Origin of the sequence: Lactobacillus agrestimuris (assembly GCF_943193025.1) — a bacterium.
Classification (GTDB): Bacteria; Bacillota; Bacilli; order Lactobacillales; family Lactobacillaceae; genus Lactobacillus; species Lactobacillus agrestimuris.
This window is the reverse complement of the sequence record NZ_CALPCQ010000003.1, coordinates 1-17,278: the sequence shown is the minus strand read 5'-3', so window position 1 is coordinate 17,278 and position 17,278 is coordinate 1. Positions and strand designations below refer to the sequence as shown.

Here is a 17,278-nt window from a genome sequence, read left to right as displayed (position 1 = left end):
ATTTACTTGAGTTATCAACATAAATCACAGGGTCTACTACTACTAACTAAATAAATATATAATAAATAATAAAAAAGCGTACATGAAATCAGGAGGGTATACATGAAATTTTCAATCAATCGCAATTTATTTATTGATAATCTAAATAATGTAATGCGCGCAATTTCTTCAAGAGCCACTATTCCTATTTTAAGTGGAATCAAATTAACACTTTCAGATGATGAATTAGTAATGACAGGTAGTGATACAGATATTTCTATTGAAATTAAGATACCTGTAAATGAAGATCTTCAAGTTGAATCCACTGGATCAATTGTCTTACCTGCCCGCTTTTTCAGTGAAATTGTAAAGAAACTTCCAGGTAAAGATTTTTCATTTGAAGTAAAAGAAGGTTTTCAAACTAAAATTTCATCTGAAAATAGTGAATTTACAATTAATGGGTTAGATGCAAATAATTATCCTCGTTTACCAGAAATTCCTGACGAGTCCTCTTTTGTTATTGCTGGTAAAGTTTTGCGTGAAATTATTAATGAAACACAATTCGCTGTTTCAACTCAAGAAAGTAGAATCGTGTTGAGCGGGGTTCACTTTACTTTTAGTCCTGAAAGCATCAAGGCTGTTGCCACAGACTCACATCGTTTATCTCAAAGAATTATATCTTTAGAAAACGGACCTCAAACTGAAACCGACTTGATTATTCCAGGTAAAAGTTTGCAAGAACTATCTAGAATTATTGGTGAAGCTGATCCAGAAGTTAAACTTTGTCCAGGAGATAACCAAGCTTTATTCCAAATTGGCAATATTTCATTCTACTCTCGACTTTTAGATGGAAATTATCCAGACACTGATCGTTTACTTCCAACTGAAAGTACAACTGAAATTGAAATTGATTTAGCAGAACTTTCAAGTGCGCTTGATCGTGCAAGTTTATTAACTCACGCTGGTCGTAATAATGTTGTTAACTTAGATTTAAATACTGATAAACAAACTGTAACTTTAACTGGTACCTCTGCAGAAATTGGTAACGTTGAAGAAGAAGTAAGTTTTAAAAATCTTCAAGGTGATAATTTGACAATTTCATTTAACCCAGATTACTTGAGGGATGCTTTACGTGCTTCAATTACGGATGCTGTAATCATGAAGTTCACGCAGCCACTTCGTCCATTTACTGTTATTCCTAATAAGGATGATGTTCAATTTGTCCAATTAATTACACCAGTTAGGACATTTTAAAATTAAAAGGAACCAAAAAGCCATCGGTCGATGGCTTTTTTCTTATTCAATTTTTCTCTATGTACTTAAAATTGACGTCATATAATTTTAAACCCTAATGGCTATGTTCTGATTAATTTAAACAAAATCCGCTCAAAACGCCTTAGAATGCGAAATATGATTGTTTTTTATCTGAATTACGAATATAATTATTAGGTATAGTTAGAGTATTGAAGGTGAGTATTATTAAGATTTTTACAATCGATGGAGACTATGTAACTCTAAGTCAATTTTTGAAAGAAGAGAGTATCATTTCGTCTGGTGGACAAGCAAAATGGTATTTACGCGATAATCCGGTGATCTTAAATGGTCAAAAAGAAGATCGTCGTGGGAAGAAGTTGCATGTTGGTGACAAATTAGAAGTCGACAACGTGCGGTATGAATTTCGTTAATATTAATGTATCTCGATCACTTTGTCTTACAAAATTACCGTAACTTGAAAGAGATTGATACTCAGTTTGATCCGAATATTAATATTTTTATTGGAAAAAATGCCCAAGGAAAAACTAATTTACTTGAATCGATCTACTTTTTGGCTTTGACTCGTTCACATAGAACTAATAGCGATCGAGAATTAATTGCTTTTAACCAAGAATATGCCAATTTGTGGGGTAAGATTCATAAAAGTCAGTTAGATTTAGATTTGCGGGTTTTAATTACTAAAAAGGGTAAAAAAGTTTGGATCAATCGAGTTGAACAATCAAAGTTATCAACTTATGTGGGACAATTAAATGCAATATTGTTTTCACCGGAAGATTTAGATCTTATAAAAGGAGCACCGGCTTTAAGACGACGCTTCATGGACCAAGAATTTGGTCAAATTAGTCAGGAATATTTATTTTATGCAAGTAAATATCGACAGGTATTATTGCAAAGGAATACATATTTGAAACGCTTGGCTAAAGGGGAAACTAAAGACTATATCTTTTTAGATGTGCTATCTGATCAGTTAGCAGGAATTGCGGCTGAGGTGATTTCTCGTAGGTTTGAATTTTTGAAATTTTTGAGTAGTGCAGCTAGTGATGCGTATGATCACATTTCATTGGCTGGGGAAAAGTTGACAATAGCTTATCATCCATCGATTTCCGGAATAAAGTCCGATGATAGCAGGGAAGAGATTTATGAAAAGCTGAGAGCCAATTTTCAGAAAACTAAAGATAATGAAATAAGAAAAGCGACTACTCTGTCTGGACCTCACCGAGATGATATTGAATTTAAGCTCGATGGAAAAAATGCTCACTTGTTTGCTTCTCAAGGGCAACAACGCTCAATTGCCTTGAGTGTAAAATTGGCAGAAATTCAATTAGTACATCATTTAACGGACGAATATCCGATACTCTTACTTGATGACGTGATGAGCGAATTAGATCATGATCGTCAAAGTGCGCTTTTAGATTATATTCATGGAAAGACGCAAACTTTTATTACCACCACGGATTTGGAAGGAATTTCCTGGGAAATAATTAAACAGCCGAAGATTTATCATATTCAATCCGGCGAGATTAGTTTGAAAAAGGAGAATTAAATGGCTGATAAAGAAAAGCTTGAGAATGCAAAAAAATATGAAGAAGAAGCTGATAAATATAATGCCAGTCAGATTCAAGTATTAGGCGGATTAGAGGCCGTTCGTAAACGTCCAGGTATGTATATTGGATCAACAAGTTCCCAGGGATTACACCACTTGGTATGGGAAGTTATTGATAACAGTATCGATGAACGTTTAGCTGGCTTTGCGACTAAGATTGAAGTTACAGTCAATGAAGATGGTAGCGTTACGGTTCAAGATGATGGTCGTGGTATCCCAGTTGATATCCAAGAAAAAACTGGTCGTCCAGCTCTTGAGACTGTCTTCACTGTGCTTCACGCTGGTGGTAAATTCGGCGGTGGCGGATACAAGGTATCTGGAGGTCTTCACGGTGTTGGTGCTTCAGTAGTTAACGCTTTATCAACTAAACTTGATGTTACCGTTATGCGTGATGGTAAAGAATATGCAATTTCCTTTGATCATGGTCGAGTAACGGAAGAGATGCACCAAGTAGGAACTGTACCTTTGACTGAACATGGTACAACCGTACATTTCTATCCAGATCCAGATATCTTTACTGATACCATTGTTTTTGATGACAAAATTTTAAAGAATAGAATTCGTGAACTTGCTTTCTTAAACAAGGGATTGAAGCTTACTTTCACTGATAAACGTAAAGAAACTGCCGAAACTGATGTCTACTACTTCGAAGGTGGTATTAAAGAATATGTATCTTTCTTAAACCGCGGAACAGAAGTGCTCTTTGATACTCCAATTTATGTAGAAGGTGACTACGACGGTATTAACGTTGAAGTTGCTCTTCAATATACAAATGGTTATAAGACAACCATGATGACTTTCGCTAACAACATTCACACTTATGAAGGTGGGATGCACGAATCTGGATTTAAGACAGCTTTAACCCGTGTAGTTAATGATTATGCTCATAAGCAAAAGATCTTAAAAGACAAAGATGACAATCTTTCTGGTGAAGATATTCGTGAAGGTATGACCGCAGTTGTTTCTGTTAAGCACCCTAACCCTCAATTTGAAGGTCAGACTAAGACTAAGCTTGGTAACTCAGATGCTAGAACTGCTGTTGACCGTGCTTTCTCAGAAGCGTTCAGTCGTTTCCTTCTTGAAAATCCAAGTGTTGGTCGAAAGATTGTTGAAAAGGCTCAACTTGCTGAACGTGCAAGAAATGCTGCTAAGCGTGCTCGTGAAGTAACTCGTAAGAAGTCAGGTCTTGAAATTGCCAACTTACCTGGTAAGCTTGCCGACAATACCAGTAATGATCCAAGTATTTCTGAATTGTTCATCGTCGAAGGTAACTCAGCCGGTGGTTCTGCTAAGCAAGGTCGTTCTCGTTTAACCCAAGCTATTTTGCCAATCAGAGGTAAGATCTTAAACGTTGAAAAGGCTTCAATGGACCGTATCTTGGCTAACCAAGAAATCCGTTCATTGTTTACTGCTTTGGGTACTGGATTTGGTGCAGACTTTGATGTTGAAAAAGCACGTTACCACAAGCTTATTATCATGACTGATGCCGATGTCGATGGTGCTCACATCCGTACACTTTTATTGACGCTCTTCTACAACTACATGCGTCCAATGATTGAAAAGGGATATGTTTATATTGCCAAGCCACCTCTATATCAAGTTCGTCAAGGTAAAGTTGTTAAGTATCTTGATACAGATGAAGAGCTTCATGATTACTTAGGTAGTTTACAACCAAGCCCTAAGCCAGTTGTTCAACGTTACAAGGGACTTGGTGAAATGGACCCAGAACAACTTTGGGAAACAACTATGAACCCAGAAAATCGTCGTCTTGACCGAGTAAGTCCAGAACTTGCTAAAGATGCAGAAGAAGTCTTTGAATTATTGATGGGTAATGAAGTTAGCCCAAGACGTGAATTTATCGAACAAAACGCTAAATACGTAGAGAACTTGGATGCCTAGGAGGTATTAAATGGATAACGATAATCAAACACAAGATCGTAGAATCCGAAACGTTGACTTAACTAGCACAATGCGTAGTTCATTCCTTGACTATGCTATGTCAGTTATTGTTGCACGTGCTCTTCCAGATGTACGTGATGGTTTAAAGCCAGTACAGCGTCGTATTCTTTACGGAATGAGCGAGTTGGGAGTTTCTCCAGATAAGCCATATAAAAAATCAGCCAGAATTGTTGGAGAGGTTATGGGTAAGTTCCACCCACACGGTGACTCCTCAATTTATCTTGCTATGGCTCACATGGCTCAAGATTTCTCATACCGTTATATGTTAGTTGATGGTCACGGTAACTTTGGTTCTGTCGATGGGGATGAACCAGCCGCAATGCGTTATACCGAGGCAAGAATGAGCAAAATTGCCATGGAAATGTTACGTGATATCAACAAAAATACTGTTGATTGGCAACGTAACTATGATGATACTGAAAATGAACCGGCTGTTTTACCAGCTAGAATTCCTAACTTGCTGGTTAACGGAACAAACGGTATCGCTGTTGGTATGACTACCAATATTCCACCACATAACTTAGGTGAAGTTATCAACGGTCTTCATATGTTGATGAAGAATCCTGATGTTACAACTAAAGAGTTGATGAAGGCTATCCCAGGACCAGATTTTCCAACAGGCGGAATCATTATGGGACGTGGTGGAATTTATCGTGCTTATGAAAATGGTAAGGGTAACATTGTTGTTCGTGCTAAGACCGAAATTGAAACTGAAAAGAGCGGTCGTGAACATATCATCGTTACTGAACTTCCATACATGGTTAACAAGGCTGAACTTGTTAAGAAGATTGCTGATCTAGCTCGTGAAAAGGTAATCGACGGCATTACCGGTGTTCGTGATGAATCAGACCAGACTGGTATGAGAATCACCATTGATGTTCGCCGAGATGCAAGTGCGAGTGTGGTTTTGAATAATTTATTCAAAGAAACTCAAATGCAAGCTAACTTTGGTATGAACATGGTGGCTATTGTTGACGGTGCGCCTCACTTCTTAACATTGAAGCAAATGCTTCAATACTATTTAAATCACCAAGAAGATGTCGTAACTCGTCGTACCAAGTTTGATTTGGCAAAAGCTGAAGCCAGAGCTCATATTCTTGAAGGTTTAAGAATTGCCCTTGATCATATTGACGAAATCGTTAAGATTATTCGTTCTAGTCAATCAAGTGATATCGCTAAGGCATCTTTAATTAGCCGCTTTGGTTTAGACGATAAGCAGGCTCAAGCTATTTTGGACATGCGTTTAGTTCGTCTTACTGGTTTGGAACGTGATAAGGTTGAGGCTGAATATCAAGAACTTCAAGTTAAGATTGCTGATTACAGAGATATTCTTGCTAAGCATGAACGTATTGATCAAATTATCTACGATGAACTTCTTGAAATTCAAAAACGCTTTGGGGATGAACGTCGTACAGAAATTGGTGCCAGCGAAATTGTTTCAATTGAAGATGAAGATTTAATTGAGAAGCAAAATGTTCTTTTGACCTTAACTCATAGGGGGTACATCAAGAGAATGCCAATTACTGAATTTAAGACCCAAAACCGTGGTGGTAAAGGTGTTAAGGGTATGGGAGTTCAAGATGATGATTTCACAGAAAATCTTATCTACTCAAGTACTCACGATATGCTTTTATTTTTCACTAACTTAGGTAAGGTATATTCTAAGAAGGCATACGAGATTCCAGAATACAGTAGAACTGCTAAGGGACTTCCAATTGTAAACTTACTCCAACTTGATAAGGGTGAAAAGATTCAAACTGTTATCAATATTCCTGAAGGTGCAGATGACAACTACTTATTCTTCATCACTAAGATGGGTACTGTTAAGCGTACGCACGTTAGTGAATTCGAAAATATCAGAAATAGTGGTTTGATCGCTCTCACCTTGAAAGATGGCGACGAACTTAACAATGTTTTAACTACCGATGGTAATCAGAATATTTTAATCGGTACTCACTTGGGTTATGCAGTAACTTTCAAAGAAAGTGATGTTCGTCCAATGGGTAGAACTGCAGCCGGTGTTCGCGGAATTAACTTACGTGACAATGATTATGTTGTTGGCTCAGAAGTAATCAGACCAGATGATGAAGTTCTCGTAATTTCAGAAAAGGGTTACGGTAAGAGAACCGCAGCTAGTGAATATCCAATCAAGGGTCGTGGCGGTAAAGGTATCAAGACCGCTAATGTAACAGAAAAGAACGGTCCAATTGCCGGAATTACTGTTGTCGATGGTACGAAGGATATCATGGTAATTACTACTGATGGTATTATGATTCGTTTCAAGATTGATGATGTTTCTCAAACCGGTAGAAATACTTTGGGTGTTCGTTTAATCAAGGTTGATGGCGATAGCAAAGTAGCCAGTCTTGCAACTGTACCAACTGAAGATGATCAAGAAATCACTGATAGTTCTTCAGATGATGGTTCAGATTCAGAAGAATAATCAAAAAAATAAAAATTTTCAGAGAATTATCAAACTTTTTTGCGTATATATATATGAGGGGTAAAAGTCCTCGAGGATCACGTGAATTTTGTTTGGTAATTTTTTGTTTATGTGCTAAAATTGTGAACTGTGAGTAATATTTGATTACTCCTTGTTCTTGATTTTAGCAAGAACCATATAGTCCAGAAGGAGGTGCAATAGTTTATGGCAATCACTAAGTACGAATTGACTTACATCATTAAGCCTGATATTGATGAAGAATCAAAGAAGGCAATCGTTGAAAACTACGATAAGGTTATCGCAGACAACGGTGGTACTATGGTTGAATCCAAAGACTGGGGCAAGCGTCATTTTGCATATGAAATCGAAAAGTATCGTGAAGGTACTTACCACATCATGACTTTCACTGCAGAAAACGCTGACGCAGTTAACGAATTTGGCCGTTTGTCCAGAATTGATAACGCAATCTTGCGTTCAATGACTGTTAAGTTGGACAAGTAATTTTTATTGTCGAGATATGTAATTTAGGAAAGGAAGGACCGAAGTATGATTAATAGAGTTGTACTTGTTGGCCGATTAACACGTGATCCTGAATTGCGTACTACTGGGAGTGGAATCTCGGTTGCTACGTTTACTCTTGCTGTTGACCGTCAATTTACAAATGCTCAAGGTGAGAGAGGCGCAGACTTCATCAGCTGTGTAATTTGGAGAAAGGCTGCTGAAAACTTCAGTAACTTTACTTCAAAGGGTTCATTAGTTGGTATTGATGGCCGAATTCAAACCAGAACTTACGATGATAAAGACGGGAAAAGAGTATATGTAACTGAAGTTGTTGTAGATAACTTCTCATTACTCGAATCACGTAGAGATCGTGAAGCCCGCGGTCAAAATGGTGGCTACACACCAAATAACAATTATGGAAATGACAATGGTATGCAAAATAATACCAATAATAATTTCCAACCAAATAATGGTGCGTCAAACACAAATGATCAATCACAGGCTCCACAAGATCCATTTGCTGGATCTGGAGATACTATTGATATTTCAGATGACGATTTACCATTCTAAAAATAGATTATAAAGAAAGGACCTAGGGATATGGCTCAACAAAGAAGAGGCGGCCGTCGTCGTCGCAAGGTTGACTACATTGCAGCTAACCACATTGAATACGTTGACTACAAGGATGTTGATCTGTTGAAACGTTTTATCTCAGAAAGAGGTAAGATTTTACCACGTCGTGTCACTGGCACTAGCGCAAAGAACCAACGTAAGGTTGCAAATGCTATTAAGAGAGCTCGTATTATGGGCTTGTTACCATTTGTTGCTGAAGACTAATTGGTTAATAAGAGATAATAAAAATACTGTTACTCAAATTGAGTGACGGTATTTTTTTGCGCTATTTTTTATCTAGCAGGTCTGATAAGGTATAATAAAAACAGTAATAGTATTACCTATAGGAAGGTTCTGTTATGAAAGATTTTTTACGTAAGCTTGAGCTGCCATCTTTTATTAGAGATTCACGCTTGACGGCTTCCGTGGCAATTATTTTAGTGTTGTCATTATTAGGTACCATTATAGGGATGATTATGAGTCCGTTACTTGGACTAGCTTTAGTTTTGATTTTTATTTTAACTATTGCTTGCGTCATTTATGGAACCTATGTTTTAGCAGATAATGCAAATAATTTTGCTGTTAATTTATCTTATCGAATCAAGCGGAGTGAGCAAGAAGCTTTGATTAAAATGCCACTTGGAATTTTGCTCTATGATTCAGACCATCAAATTCAGTGGGTAAATCCATATTTACAACTATATCTGAAAAGTGATGATTTGATTGGGCATACTATCAAGTCGGTTGATCCAGATTTGAATAGATTATTGGATGAAGCGATCGAAGCAAAAACGGTTGAAAATCATATTATCGATTGGGATGGCCATCAATTTGAAATGGTTGTTCAAGATAACTTGGGAGTAATTTATTTACTTGATATTTCAAGATACGCCAAGATTGAAAGAAAATATAAGGCAGAACGATTGGCAATTGGTCAAGTATTTATCGATAACTACGATGAATTGAGCGAAGTCATGCATGATCAAGAATTAACCAGCATGAGTTCATATGTTCAAAATACTTTAAGTAATTATGCCAAGAAGTTTAATTCATACTTGAAGCGAATTGATGAAGATCACTTTTTGCTTTTAGCTCATATGCAAGATCTTGATAAGATGGAAAAGGATAAGTTCTCTGTCTTAGATAAAATTAGGTTAGAAACCAGCCGAAATAATACTCCATTGACTCTTTCAATTGGGATTGCCTTCGGAAGTGATTCTTTAACTGAAATTGCTAATCAAGCCCAATCGAACTTGGATCTTGCACTTGGACGAGGCGGAGATCAGGTTGTTTTACGTCAACCTGGTAAAGATGCCCGCTTTTACGGTGGTAAGTCTAATCCAATGGAGAAGCGTACTAGAGTTAGAGCTAGAATGGTTTCTCAAGCACTTAGCGAATTATTCAAGGATGCTGATAGAGTCCTTGTAGTTGGTCATATGCGTCCAGATATGGACTCAGTTGGTAGTGGTATCGGAGTAGTGAAAATTGCTCGACTCCACGGAGTAAAAGCTAACTTTGTCCTCGATGTTAAAAATACTAACTACGATGTTGGCCGACTTGTTGCAAGAATGCAGGAAGAAAAACAAGACACTGATATTTTCATTGATCCGGATAAGGCTCTAGATGAGGTTACTGATAAATCATTGTTGGTTATGGTCGATCACTCTAAGTATTCAATCACTTACTCAAAGAAATTATATGATCGATTGAAAAATAGAATTATTGTGATTGATCACCATAGACGTGGTGAAGAGTTCCCAGAGAACCCAATGTTAACTTATGTTGAACCATATGCATCATCAGCGTGTGAATTGGTAACAGAAATGATAGAATATCAACAACCAGCAAATGGCCAAAGAGTTTTAACTGATCTTGAAGCTACTGCCATGCTGGCCGGAATTGTTGTCGATTCAAAAGAGTTCTCCCTTCGTACAGGGACAAGAACTTTCGATGCGGCAAGTTACTTGCGGTCTATCGGAGCAGATTCAACAGTCGTAAGCTTGCTTCTTAAAGAAGATATCAATAGTTTCCTTGAAAAGGCACATTTGGTAGCTACTCTGAAGCTTGTAAAACCTCATATGGCGGTTTTATGTGGACCTGACGATAAGATAATTGATCCAATTATCACGGCTCAGGCGGCAGATGTGGCCCTAGATTTAGAAAATATTGGTGCAAGTTTTGCAATTACGCGCAGAGATCAAAATACAATTGGAATCTCAGCGCGTTCAATGGGTAAGATCAATGTCCAATTAATTATGGAAAAATTGGGCGGCGGTGGTCACTTATCAAATGCAGCAACTCAATTAGAAGATGTTACTGTTGATGAGGCCAAGCAAAAGTTGCTTGAAGCTATTGATGAATATGAAGAAGAAAATGAATAGGAGATAAGGAAATGAAAGTTATTTTTACTCAAGATGTTAGAGGTCGTGGTAAGCGTGGAGAAGTTAAGAATGTTCCAGATGGCTATGCTCAAAACTTCTTATTCAAGCGCAATATGGCTAAGCCAGCAAATAAGGCAAATATGACTACCTTGAAGCGTATTGAAGCTAACGAACAAGCTGCATACGAAGCAGAAAAAGCAGAAGCAGAAAAGATTAAGGCAGTTCTTGATAAGGATGAAACTGTTGTTAACTTCAAGTCAAAGGCTGGTACTGATGCTAGATTATTTGGTTCAATTTCTGGTAAGAAGATTGTTGAAGGTTTGGAAAAGCAATACGGCATCAAGATTGACAAACGTAAGTTAAACCTTCCAGAACCAATCAAGTCTTTGGGTTACACTAACGTTCCTGTTAAATTATTCAAGGGTGTTGAAGGTACTATTCGTGTTCATGTTACTGAACAAGACTAATTTACAAAAGTGGTTTTAATTAATGGATAATATTGTTTCGCAACAAATACCGCATGATTCTGAAGCGGAAAAGGCGGTTTTAGGTGCTATTTTTATTGATCCAGAAGCAATTGCAGATATTAGTGCAGTTGTAGTGACTGACGACTTCTATGAACGGGCTAATCGATTGATTTTCCAGGCGATGCTTGATTTATCCGATCGCGGGGATGCAATTGATCCGTTAACTTTACAAGATGAGTTGACTAAGAAAAATCAAATAGATGATATCGGTGGTATCGCCTATGTTTCTCAGCTTGCTCTTGCTACACCAACGGCTGAACACGTTACTTATTATGCAAAAATTGTTCACCGTAAGGCGTTACTTAGAAGACTGATCTCTGCTAGTCAAAAGATCATTAATAATGCCATGGATGATTCCGATGATGTGACTGATATTCTTGATGATGCCGAAAGCGAGATCATGAATGTTTCATCAGAAAATAATACTGGTGGTTTCAGAGACATTAAGGAGATCGTTAATAATGCCGTTAATGATATTAACAATATTCCAGATGATGGAAATATGGTTACTGGTCTTGCAACTGGATTCCAAGAGTTGGATAAGATGACAACTGGTTTTCATGATGATGAATTGATTATTATTGCTGCTCGTCCTGGTGTTGGTAAAACTTCCTTTGCCTTGAACATGGCTCAACATGTTGGTCTACATGAAGATAAGACCGTTGCTATGTTTTCTCTAGAAATGAGTGGAGAACAGTTAGTTCAGAGAATGCTTGCCTCAGAAGGCTTGATCAACTCTCAGCACCTGAGAACTGGTCAGCTTGATGAAGAAGAATGGAAGAAGTTAGTAATGGCTTCAGGTTCTTTAGCTGGTGCAAGTATTTATATCGACGATACTCCTGGTATTAAGATGAGTGAAATTCGGGCGAAATCAAGAAGATTGGCCAAAGAAAAAGGTAATCTTGGTTTAATCGTAATCGACTACTTGCAGCTAATTGAAGGTCCACGTAGTGAATCACGTCAACAAGAAGTTTCAGCTATTTCTCGTCAATTAAAGAAATTAGCTAAGGAACTTCATGTTCCAGTTATTGCTCTTTCCCAGCTTTCTCGTTCTGTTGAACAAAGACAAGATAAGCGTCCAGTTCTATCAGATATCCGTGAATCTGGATCTATCGAACAGGATGCCGATATCGTATCTTTCCTTTATCGTGATGATTATTATCGAGACGAAAGTGAAGATGGCGAGGAAGGCTCAGATAACGGCGAAATTGAAGCAGAAAATGATAATGGGGAAGTAGAAGTCATCATTGAGAAAAACCGTTCAGGAAGCCGAGGAACGGTCAAATTGATGTTTTCTAAACCGTATAATAGATTTTCAAACTTAGATTATGCTCATGATCCAAGTTAACCAAAAGCTCAGAAATCTGGGCTTTTTTTGATGGAAAAATATATATCTTTGCTGAAAGCCTTTACAGAAATGCTTGATTTTTCTTATAATTATTTCAGCATATATATAAATGAGAATAAGAAAAGGATGAAAAAAATGGCAGATAAGAAATATGTAGGTAGTATTGAAGCTGGTGGAACTAAGTTCGTACTTGCTGTGCAAGATGTTGACACTGGCGAAATAGTTGCAACTGGTAGAATTCCAACCACCACTGCTGATGAAACTTTACAAAAGAGTGTAGACTTCTTCAAAGAAAATCCGGTTGATGCACTTGGAATTGGTACTTTTGGCCCAATTGATATTAATCCAAATTCTCGTACTTTCGGCTATATCTTAGATACGCCAAAGCCAGGTTGGTCAGGTACTAACTTTAAGGGCTTCTTTGAAAAAGAATTGAATATCCCTGTAGTGATGACCACTGATGTTAATGCGTCTTGTTACGGTGAATATATTGCTCGCGGTAAAGATGATACTAAGAGCTACTTCTATGTAACTATTGGTACTGGTGTTGGTGCCGGAATTGTTCAAGCAGGACAAATGCTTGGGCTTAATAATCACCCTGAAATGGGCCATATGCTTGTTAAGCCATATCCTGGGGATGATTATGAAGGTCATTGTCCATTTCACGGTAATAATTGTGTGGAAGGGATGGCTGCTGGTCCTTCGCTTGAAGGCAGAACTGGAATCCCTGGTGAAAAATTATCTCGCGACAATAAAGTATTCACTTATGTTTCATACTATGTTGCCCAACTTTTATTCAATGTTTACATGGCTGCTCGTCCAGATGTAATGGTTGTTGGTGGTTCTGTCTTAAACGAAGATGATCTAGTAAAGGTTCGTAAGTTCTTCGACGAATTTAATAATAATTATGTTGCTACTCCAGATTTGAATGAATTAATCGTTCGTCCAGCTGTAGAAAATAATGGTTCCGCAACTTTAGGTGACTTTGAACTTGCAAAAGCAGAATTGAATTAAAAATAAAAAGATCCAATTCCTTAACTTTTTGTTAAGCCGGATCTTTTTTTATGCAATTAGAGTGACACAATGTCATTTAACTGGTAATATAAGAATATAGATTAATTCACCTAAAGGAGTGATATAGATGGTTAAAGAAGATACAGGACTTAAGGACAAAGTTGTCGGTAAGCTCAAGGAAGTTGAGGGCAAAGTTACGGGCGACAAGTTGCGCGAAGCACAAGGCAAAGCTCAACGGACAAAAGGTAAGGTAAAGAAAGATCTTACCGATGCTAAAAAGAGAAAGGGTGACTAATATGTTACATTGGTTATGGGTATTAATTGTCGGTGGTATTATTGGTTTGATCGCAGGTGCAATAACTGGCCGCGGTCAATCAATGGGCTGGATTGCAAATATTTTGGCAGGTTTAATCGGATCCTCATTAGGACAAGCTCTACTTGGAGCTTGGGGACCACAAGTGGCAGGAATGGCCATTGTTCCATCGATCTTAGGTGCGATTATCCTGGTATTGATCGTTTCATTTGTTCTCGAAATGTTGAACAGAAAAACTAATTAATAATAAATTTATAAATTTAATCAAAAATAAAATCCAACAAAAAAGTAGTTTCTATTTAGAAACTACTTTTTGTTACACATGAAACATTAATGTCTTTTCTTGTGATTGTGCCTCTTTTTATCCTTCTTCTTATGTTTTTTCCTTTCTTGCTTACGTTGATGTGATAATTCGGCTGCTAGCTTGGAAGCAGGTTGGTCAGTATCATAAAATTCAAAGAAAATAGGGAAGTGTTTAGAATCATTACTCTTAGGATAATGTTTAAATTCTCCACCATCACCAAATGGAAGATTATTACGGTAAGTATTCCAAATATCGGTAAACATACTAGTTAAAATTTTTCTTTGATCAGGATCAAGCGACATTAAGATTCGGCCCAAGCGATAAGTACCAACGAGTTTATGTGAGAATAGTTGGTTAACATCATTAATGTCAGAGTTTTCAAAGGCATCAAATAATGCCGCAAAAGTTTCACCACGTTTAGCATCAGGAATTGAATGGTTGAAGTTAATCAATGAGTGTCTTAATATGCGAGCTCCGACGGTTAAACCATCGGCCAAAACAAAACTGTTTCGAGCTACACTCCATCTACGAGGGTCATGTTGGTGCTGCATTGGAACTTCACTTTTAACAATAACTACACGTTCTGGGTGATCTAGCATTGTACCAATAATAGATCCTTCAGGTAGGTATGTTTTCATCTTCTTTATTGAACGCTTGAAACCAGGACTGTGGTAAACCTGGTGATAAAAGCCAGGGCCATCAAAACTAATCGCCTTAATAATTTTGTCTTGAATATCGGCATCAACAGCACTTAAAGCATATTGGGCAAAATTACCACCCTTAGAATGTCCAACAATAAAAATCTTGTCATCTGGATATTCCTGAGCTATTTTTTCTAGATATTGTGCAGCAACATTTTGACCGTAAACTTCAGGCATATAGTTCATATTCATGTCTTCATTCCAACCGATCATTGAACTGTCAGTACCGCGATAAGAAATTAAAATAGTATGGTCGTCGAGCCTAAAAGTTGCAGCAGAAAATTGAAGAGGGTAGGGCTCTTTTTCCATTCTGGTTGTCCAATTAAGAATTTCAACATTGCCAAGACGAGGACTGACAGGCAGAAGCCAAATTTCAGTACCTGTTTCATCATGCATTTGATTTTGAAAAGATGGTAAATCACGCAACCTTTCGGCAACTTCCTTCAAAGTGTGTCCCTCTGCAGATGGATCAACCGGTAAGTAGACAAGTGAAGCAAATAAGGATGCATCAACACTATTAAAAGCTTGTTCACTAAAACTGAAGTCCCCACGCCAGCGTAAATAGTCTAGTGGTCCAGCCATAAAATCAACTCCTTCATGTAAATCAACTATAGCTATTGTAACAATTTTTCCGAAGACAGAAAAAAAGAACCCCTTGAGGTTCTGGAATTTTTATTATCAAAATATAAATCTATAAAAAAAGATAATCATATAGATCATCTAATGTCTAAAATTTTAATAAATATATACCAATTATTGTAGTTACAATAATATCTTTAGCTCAATATAGTAATGATAAAGAGGGTAATTTTATTTTCTGCAAACTTTTTTCAAAAAAAGCTTGCATTAATTCCTTTTATCCTGTATTATTAATATCGTTGTCAGGTGAGACAACTGAAAAGTTGCTGACTTAGCTCAGTTGGCAGAGCACGTCACTAGTAATGATGAGGTCGGAGGTTCGAATCCTCTAGTCAGCATTAATAAGAATCATTTAAATTGATTAACCTTAATTTATCAACGTTTTACGAAGATAAGTAAAGGTTAATTTTTTTGTGTAAAATATTTTTTGGAACATAATTTGACACATTAAACACTATATGTGTCATAGAATAATTTATAAAGTAGAATAAGGGTTATAATAGCGGGCTTTAGACCTGCTTTTTTGTGTGCAAACAAAATCTTAATATTTTATATATTGAATAAGTAAAATAAATTTTAATAATATAATTTATTAGTACTAAATAAGTTAAAATTAATATGAAGAGTTTAACTAAAAATATTTAAGTGAAGGGATAAATGTATGGTTGAATCAGCTTATAGTGAAGAATTAAAGAAAGAAATTGAAGCAAAGGAAGCAAATAAATTATCAAAAAATGGAACTTTAAACTCTGAATATAAGTTTCACTGTTTAGATCCAAATTGTGCTATCCCTTTAACTTGTACAAATTGGAAAAAGACTGGCAAAAGATATTATTTTAAACCATCAAGTAATTCAGAATTACATATTGATGGGTGCAATCAGATTTCTTCTACTGAATTAAATTATCAGAATAAAAAAGATTTTAAAGAAAGTAAAAGCACAGTAATTAAGGGTGGAATGATAATAGTCGATAGATATCCTAGTAAAGCTAAGTCTCAAAATTTAGTTAATGGAAAAAAATCATTGAATCAAAGCAAAAGAACTACTAAGTCGAATAATATTGGAAAAAGTACACAAGGTTCAAAAACGCAAAATTCACATCGTAGCGCTCTTTATTCATTAATTGAATTGTGGAAAGATGAAGATATACCTAATGATCGAGCTTTTCTTAAAATAGATGGAAACTTAATGAAATTAAATGAATTATTTGTCAAAGTAGCTGATTTAGATACGATACCAATTAATGTAAATCTAAATTTGCCACATATTTTTTATGGCAACGCAAGAGTTACTCATAGTGATAATGGACCAATCTGTTTTAATTTTTTTGATTTTTCTCAATCTACTTTATATGCTAATTATAATCAGTTAAAAAAACGTGCTGTAACTAAAGATATAGATAATTATATTAATACTGGAAATATACCTTGTGTATACTTTAGAGGATATTATGATAATGATAAAAGGAAATTTAAACCATTTAACAATAAATTTTATCAAGATATTTATCTTGAATAGTTAAAATTTCTCTTATAATTATTTTGATGTATTTTATTTTTAATCTATAAATACCATATTAAAAAGACGATGAATTGTAAATTTGAGACTGTAAAATAGTTTGTGTAAGGATGAATGATTCCTTAAATTTATTTCTTTAAACATTAGAAAAAGGAGTTCC

The 17,278-nt window shown here is 36.3% G+C and carries 16 protein-coding genes and 1 tRNA gene; 16 read left to right on the top strand and 1 reads right to left on the bottom strand.

The features are described 5' to 3' along the window. The first annotated feature begins 102 nt into the window (after positions 1–102). From dnaN to NFR82_RS01220, 14 genes are all read left to right on the top strand, one after another. Entirely contained in the window at positions 103–1,233 is a 1,131-nt protein-coding gene (gene dnaN / locus NFR82_RS01285; protein ID WP_251716345.1) for a DNA polymerase III subunit beta, read from the top strand. Between the two features lie 215 nt (positions 1,234–1,448). Continuing rightward, positions 1,449–1,664, top strand: a complete 216-nt coding sequence (gene yaaA / locus NFR82_RS01280; RefSeq protein ID WP_251716344.1) for a S4 domain-containing protein YaaA — start codon at positions 1,449–1,451, stop codon at positions 1,662–1,664. Positions 1,665–1,669: 5 nt separating this feature from the next. Continuing rightward, complete coding sequence (recF, locus tag NFR82_RS01275; RefSeq protein ID WP_251716343.1) at positions 1,670–2,797, top strand: DNA replication/repair protein RecF; 1,128 nt, start codon at positions 1,670–1,672, stop codon at positions 2,795–2,797. Then, complete coding sequence (gene gyrB, locus NFR82_RS01270; protein WP_251716342.1) at positions 2,798–4,756, top strand: DNA topoisomerase (ATP-hydrolyzing) subunit B; 1,959 nt, start codon at positions 2,798–2,800, stop codon at positions 4,754–4,756. 10 nt (positions 4,757–4,766) lie between these two features. Then, positions 4,767–7,259, top strand: a complete 2,493-nt coding sequence (gyrA, locus tag NFR82_RS01265; RefSeq protein WP_251716341.1) for a DNA gyrase subunit A — start codon at positions 4,767–4,769, stop codon at positions 7,257–7,259. Between the two features lie 204 nt (positions 7,260–7,463). Then, positions 7,464–7,760: a 30S ribosomal protein S6 gene (gene rpsF / locus NFR82_RS01260; protein ID WP_251716340.1), complete on the top strand. Its 297-nt coding sequence runs from the start codon at positions 7,464–7,466 to the stop codon at positions 7,758–7,760. A 45-nt stretch (positions 7,761–7,805) separates the two neighbouring features. Continuing rightward, the gene (gene ssb / locus NFR82_RS01255) at positions 7,806–8,330 is read left to right on the top strand and encodes a single-stranded DNA-binding protein (protein WP_251716339.1); all 525 of its coding nucleotides are present in this window, start codon (positions 7,806–7,808) and stop codon (positions 8,328–8,330) included. A 30-nt stretch (positions 8,331–8,360) separates the two neighbouring features. Further along, positions 8,361–8,597, top strand: coding sequence for a 30S ribosomal protein S18 (gene rpsR, locus NFR82_RS01250; RefSeq protein WP_004039880.1), 237 nt, complete (start codon positions 8,361–8,363; stop codon positions 8,595–8,597). A 134-nt stretch (positions 8,598–8,731) separates the two neighbouring features. Beyond that, the gene (locus NFR82_RS01245) at positions 8,732–10,753 is read left to right on the top strand and encodes a DHH family phosphoesterase (protein WP_251716338.1); all 2,022 of its coding nucleotides are present in this window, start codon (positions 8,732–8,734) and stop codon (positions 10,751–10,753) included. Positions 10,754–10,764: 11 nt separating this feature from the next. Continuing rightward, positions 10,765–11,220, top strand: a complete 456-nt coding sequence (gene rplI / locus NFR82_RS01240; protein ID WP_251716337.1) for a 50S ribosomal protein L9 — start codon at positions 10,765–10,767, stop codon at positions 11,218–11,220. Positions 11,221–11,242: 22 nt separating this feature from the next. Further along, entirely contained in the window at positions 11,243–12,628 is a 1,386-nt protein-coding gene (gene dnaB, locus NFR82_RS01235) for a replicative DNA helicase (protein ID WP_251716336.1), read from the top strand. A 135-nt stretch (positions 12,629–12,763) separates the two neighbouring features. Further along, on the top strand, positions 12,764–13,642 hold the full coding sequence (locus NFR82_RS01230) for an ROK family protein (RefSeq protein ID WP_251716335.1): 879 nt from the start codon (positions 12,764–12,766) through the stop codon (positions 13,640–13,642). Between the two features lie 127 nt (positions 13,643–13,769). Then, positions 13,770–13,937, top strand: coding sequence for a CsbD family protein (locus NFR82_RS01225; protein ID WP_251716334.1), 168 nt, complete (start codon positions 13,770–13,772; stop codon positions 13,935–13,937). Position 13,938: 1 nt separating this feature from the next. After that, entirely contained in the window at positions 13,939–14,199 is a 261-nt protein-coding gene (locus NFR82_RS01220) for a GlsB/YeaQ/YmgE family stress response membrane protein (RefSeq protein ID WP_251716333.1), read from the top strand. An 86-nt stretch (positions 14,200–14,285) separates the two neighbouring features. On the opposite strand, the gene NFR82_RS01215 is transcribed toward NFR82_RS01220, so the two are convergent. Continuing rightward, the gene (locus NFR82_RS01215) at positions 14,286–15,542 is read right to left on the bottom strand and encodes a DUF2974 domain-containing protein (RefSeq protein WP_251716332.1); all 1,257 of its coding nucleotides are present in this window, start codon (positions 15,540–15,542) and stop codon (positions 14,286–14,288) included. 322 nt (positions 15,543–15,864) lie between these two features. Between NFR82_RS01215 and NFR82_RS01210 the strand changes: the two genes are divergently transcribed. Both NFR82_RS01210 and NFR82_RS01205 read left to right on the top strand, forming a co-directional pair. Then, positions 15,865–15,937: transfer RNA gene (locus NFR82_RS01210), tRNA-Thr, on the top strand. 323 nt (positions 15,938–16,260) lie between these two features. Next, entirely contained in the window at positions 16,261–17,118 is an 858-nt protein-coding gene (locus NFR82_RS01205) for a hypothetical protein (RefSeq protein WP_251716331.1), read from the top strand. The last annotated feature ends 160 nt before the right edge of the window (positions 17,119–17,278 follow it).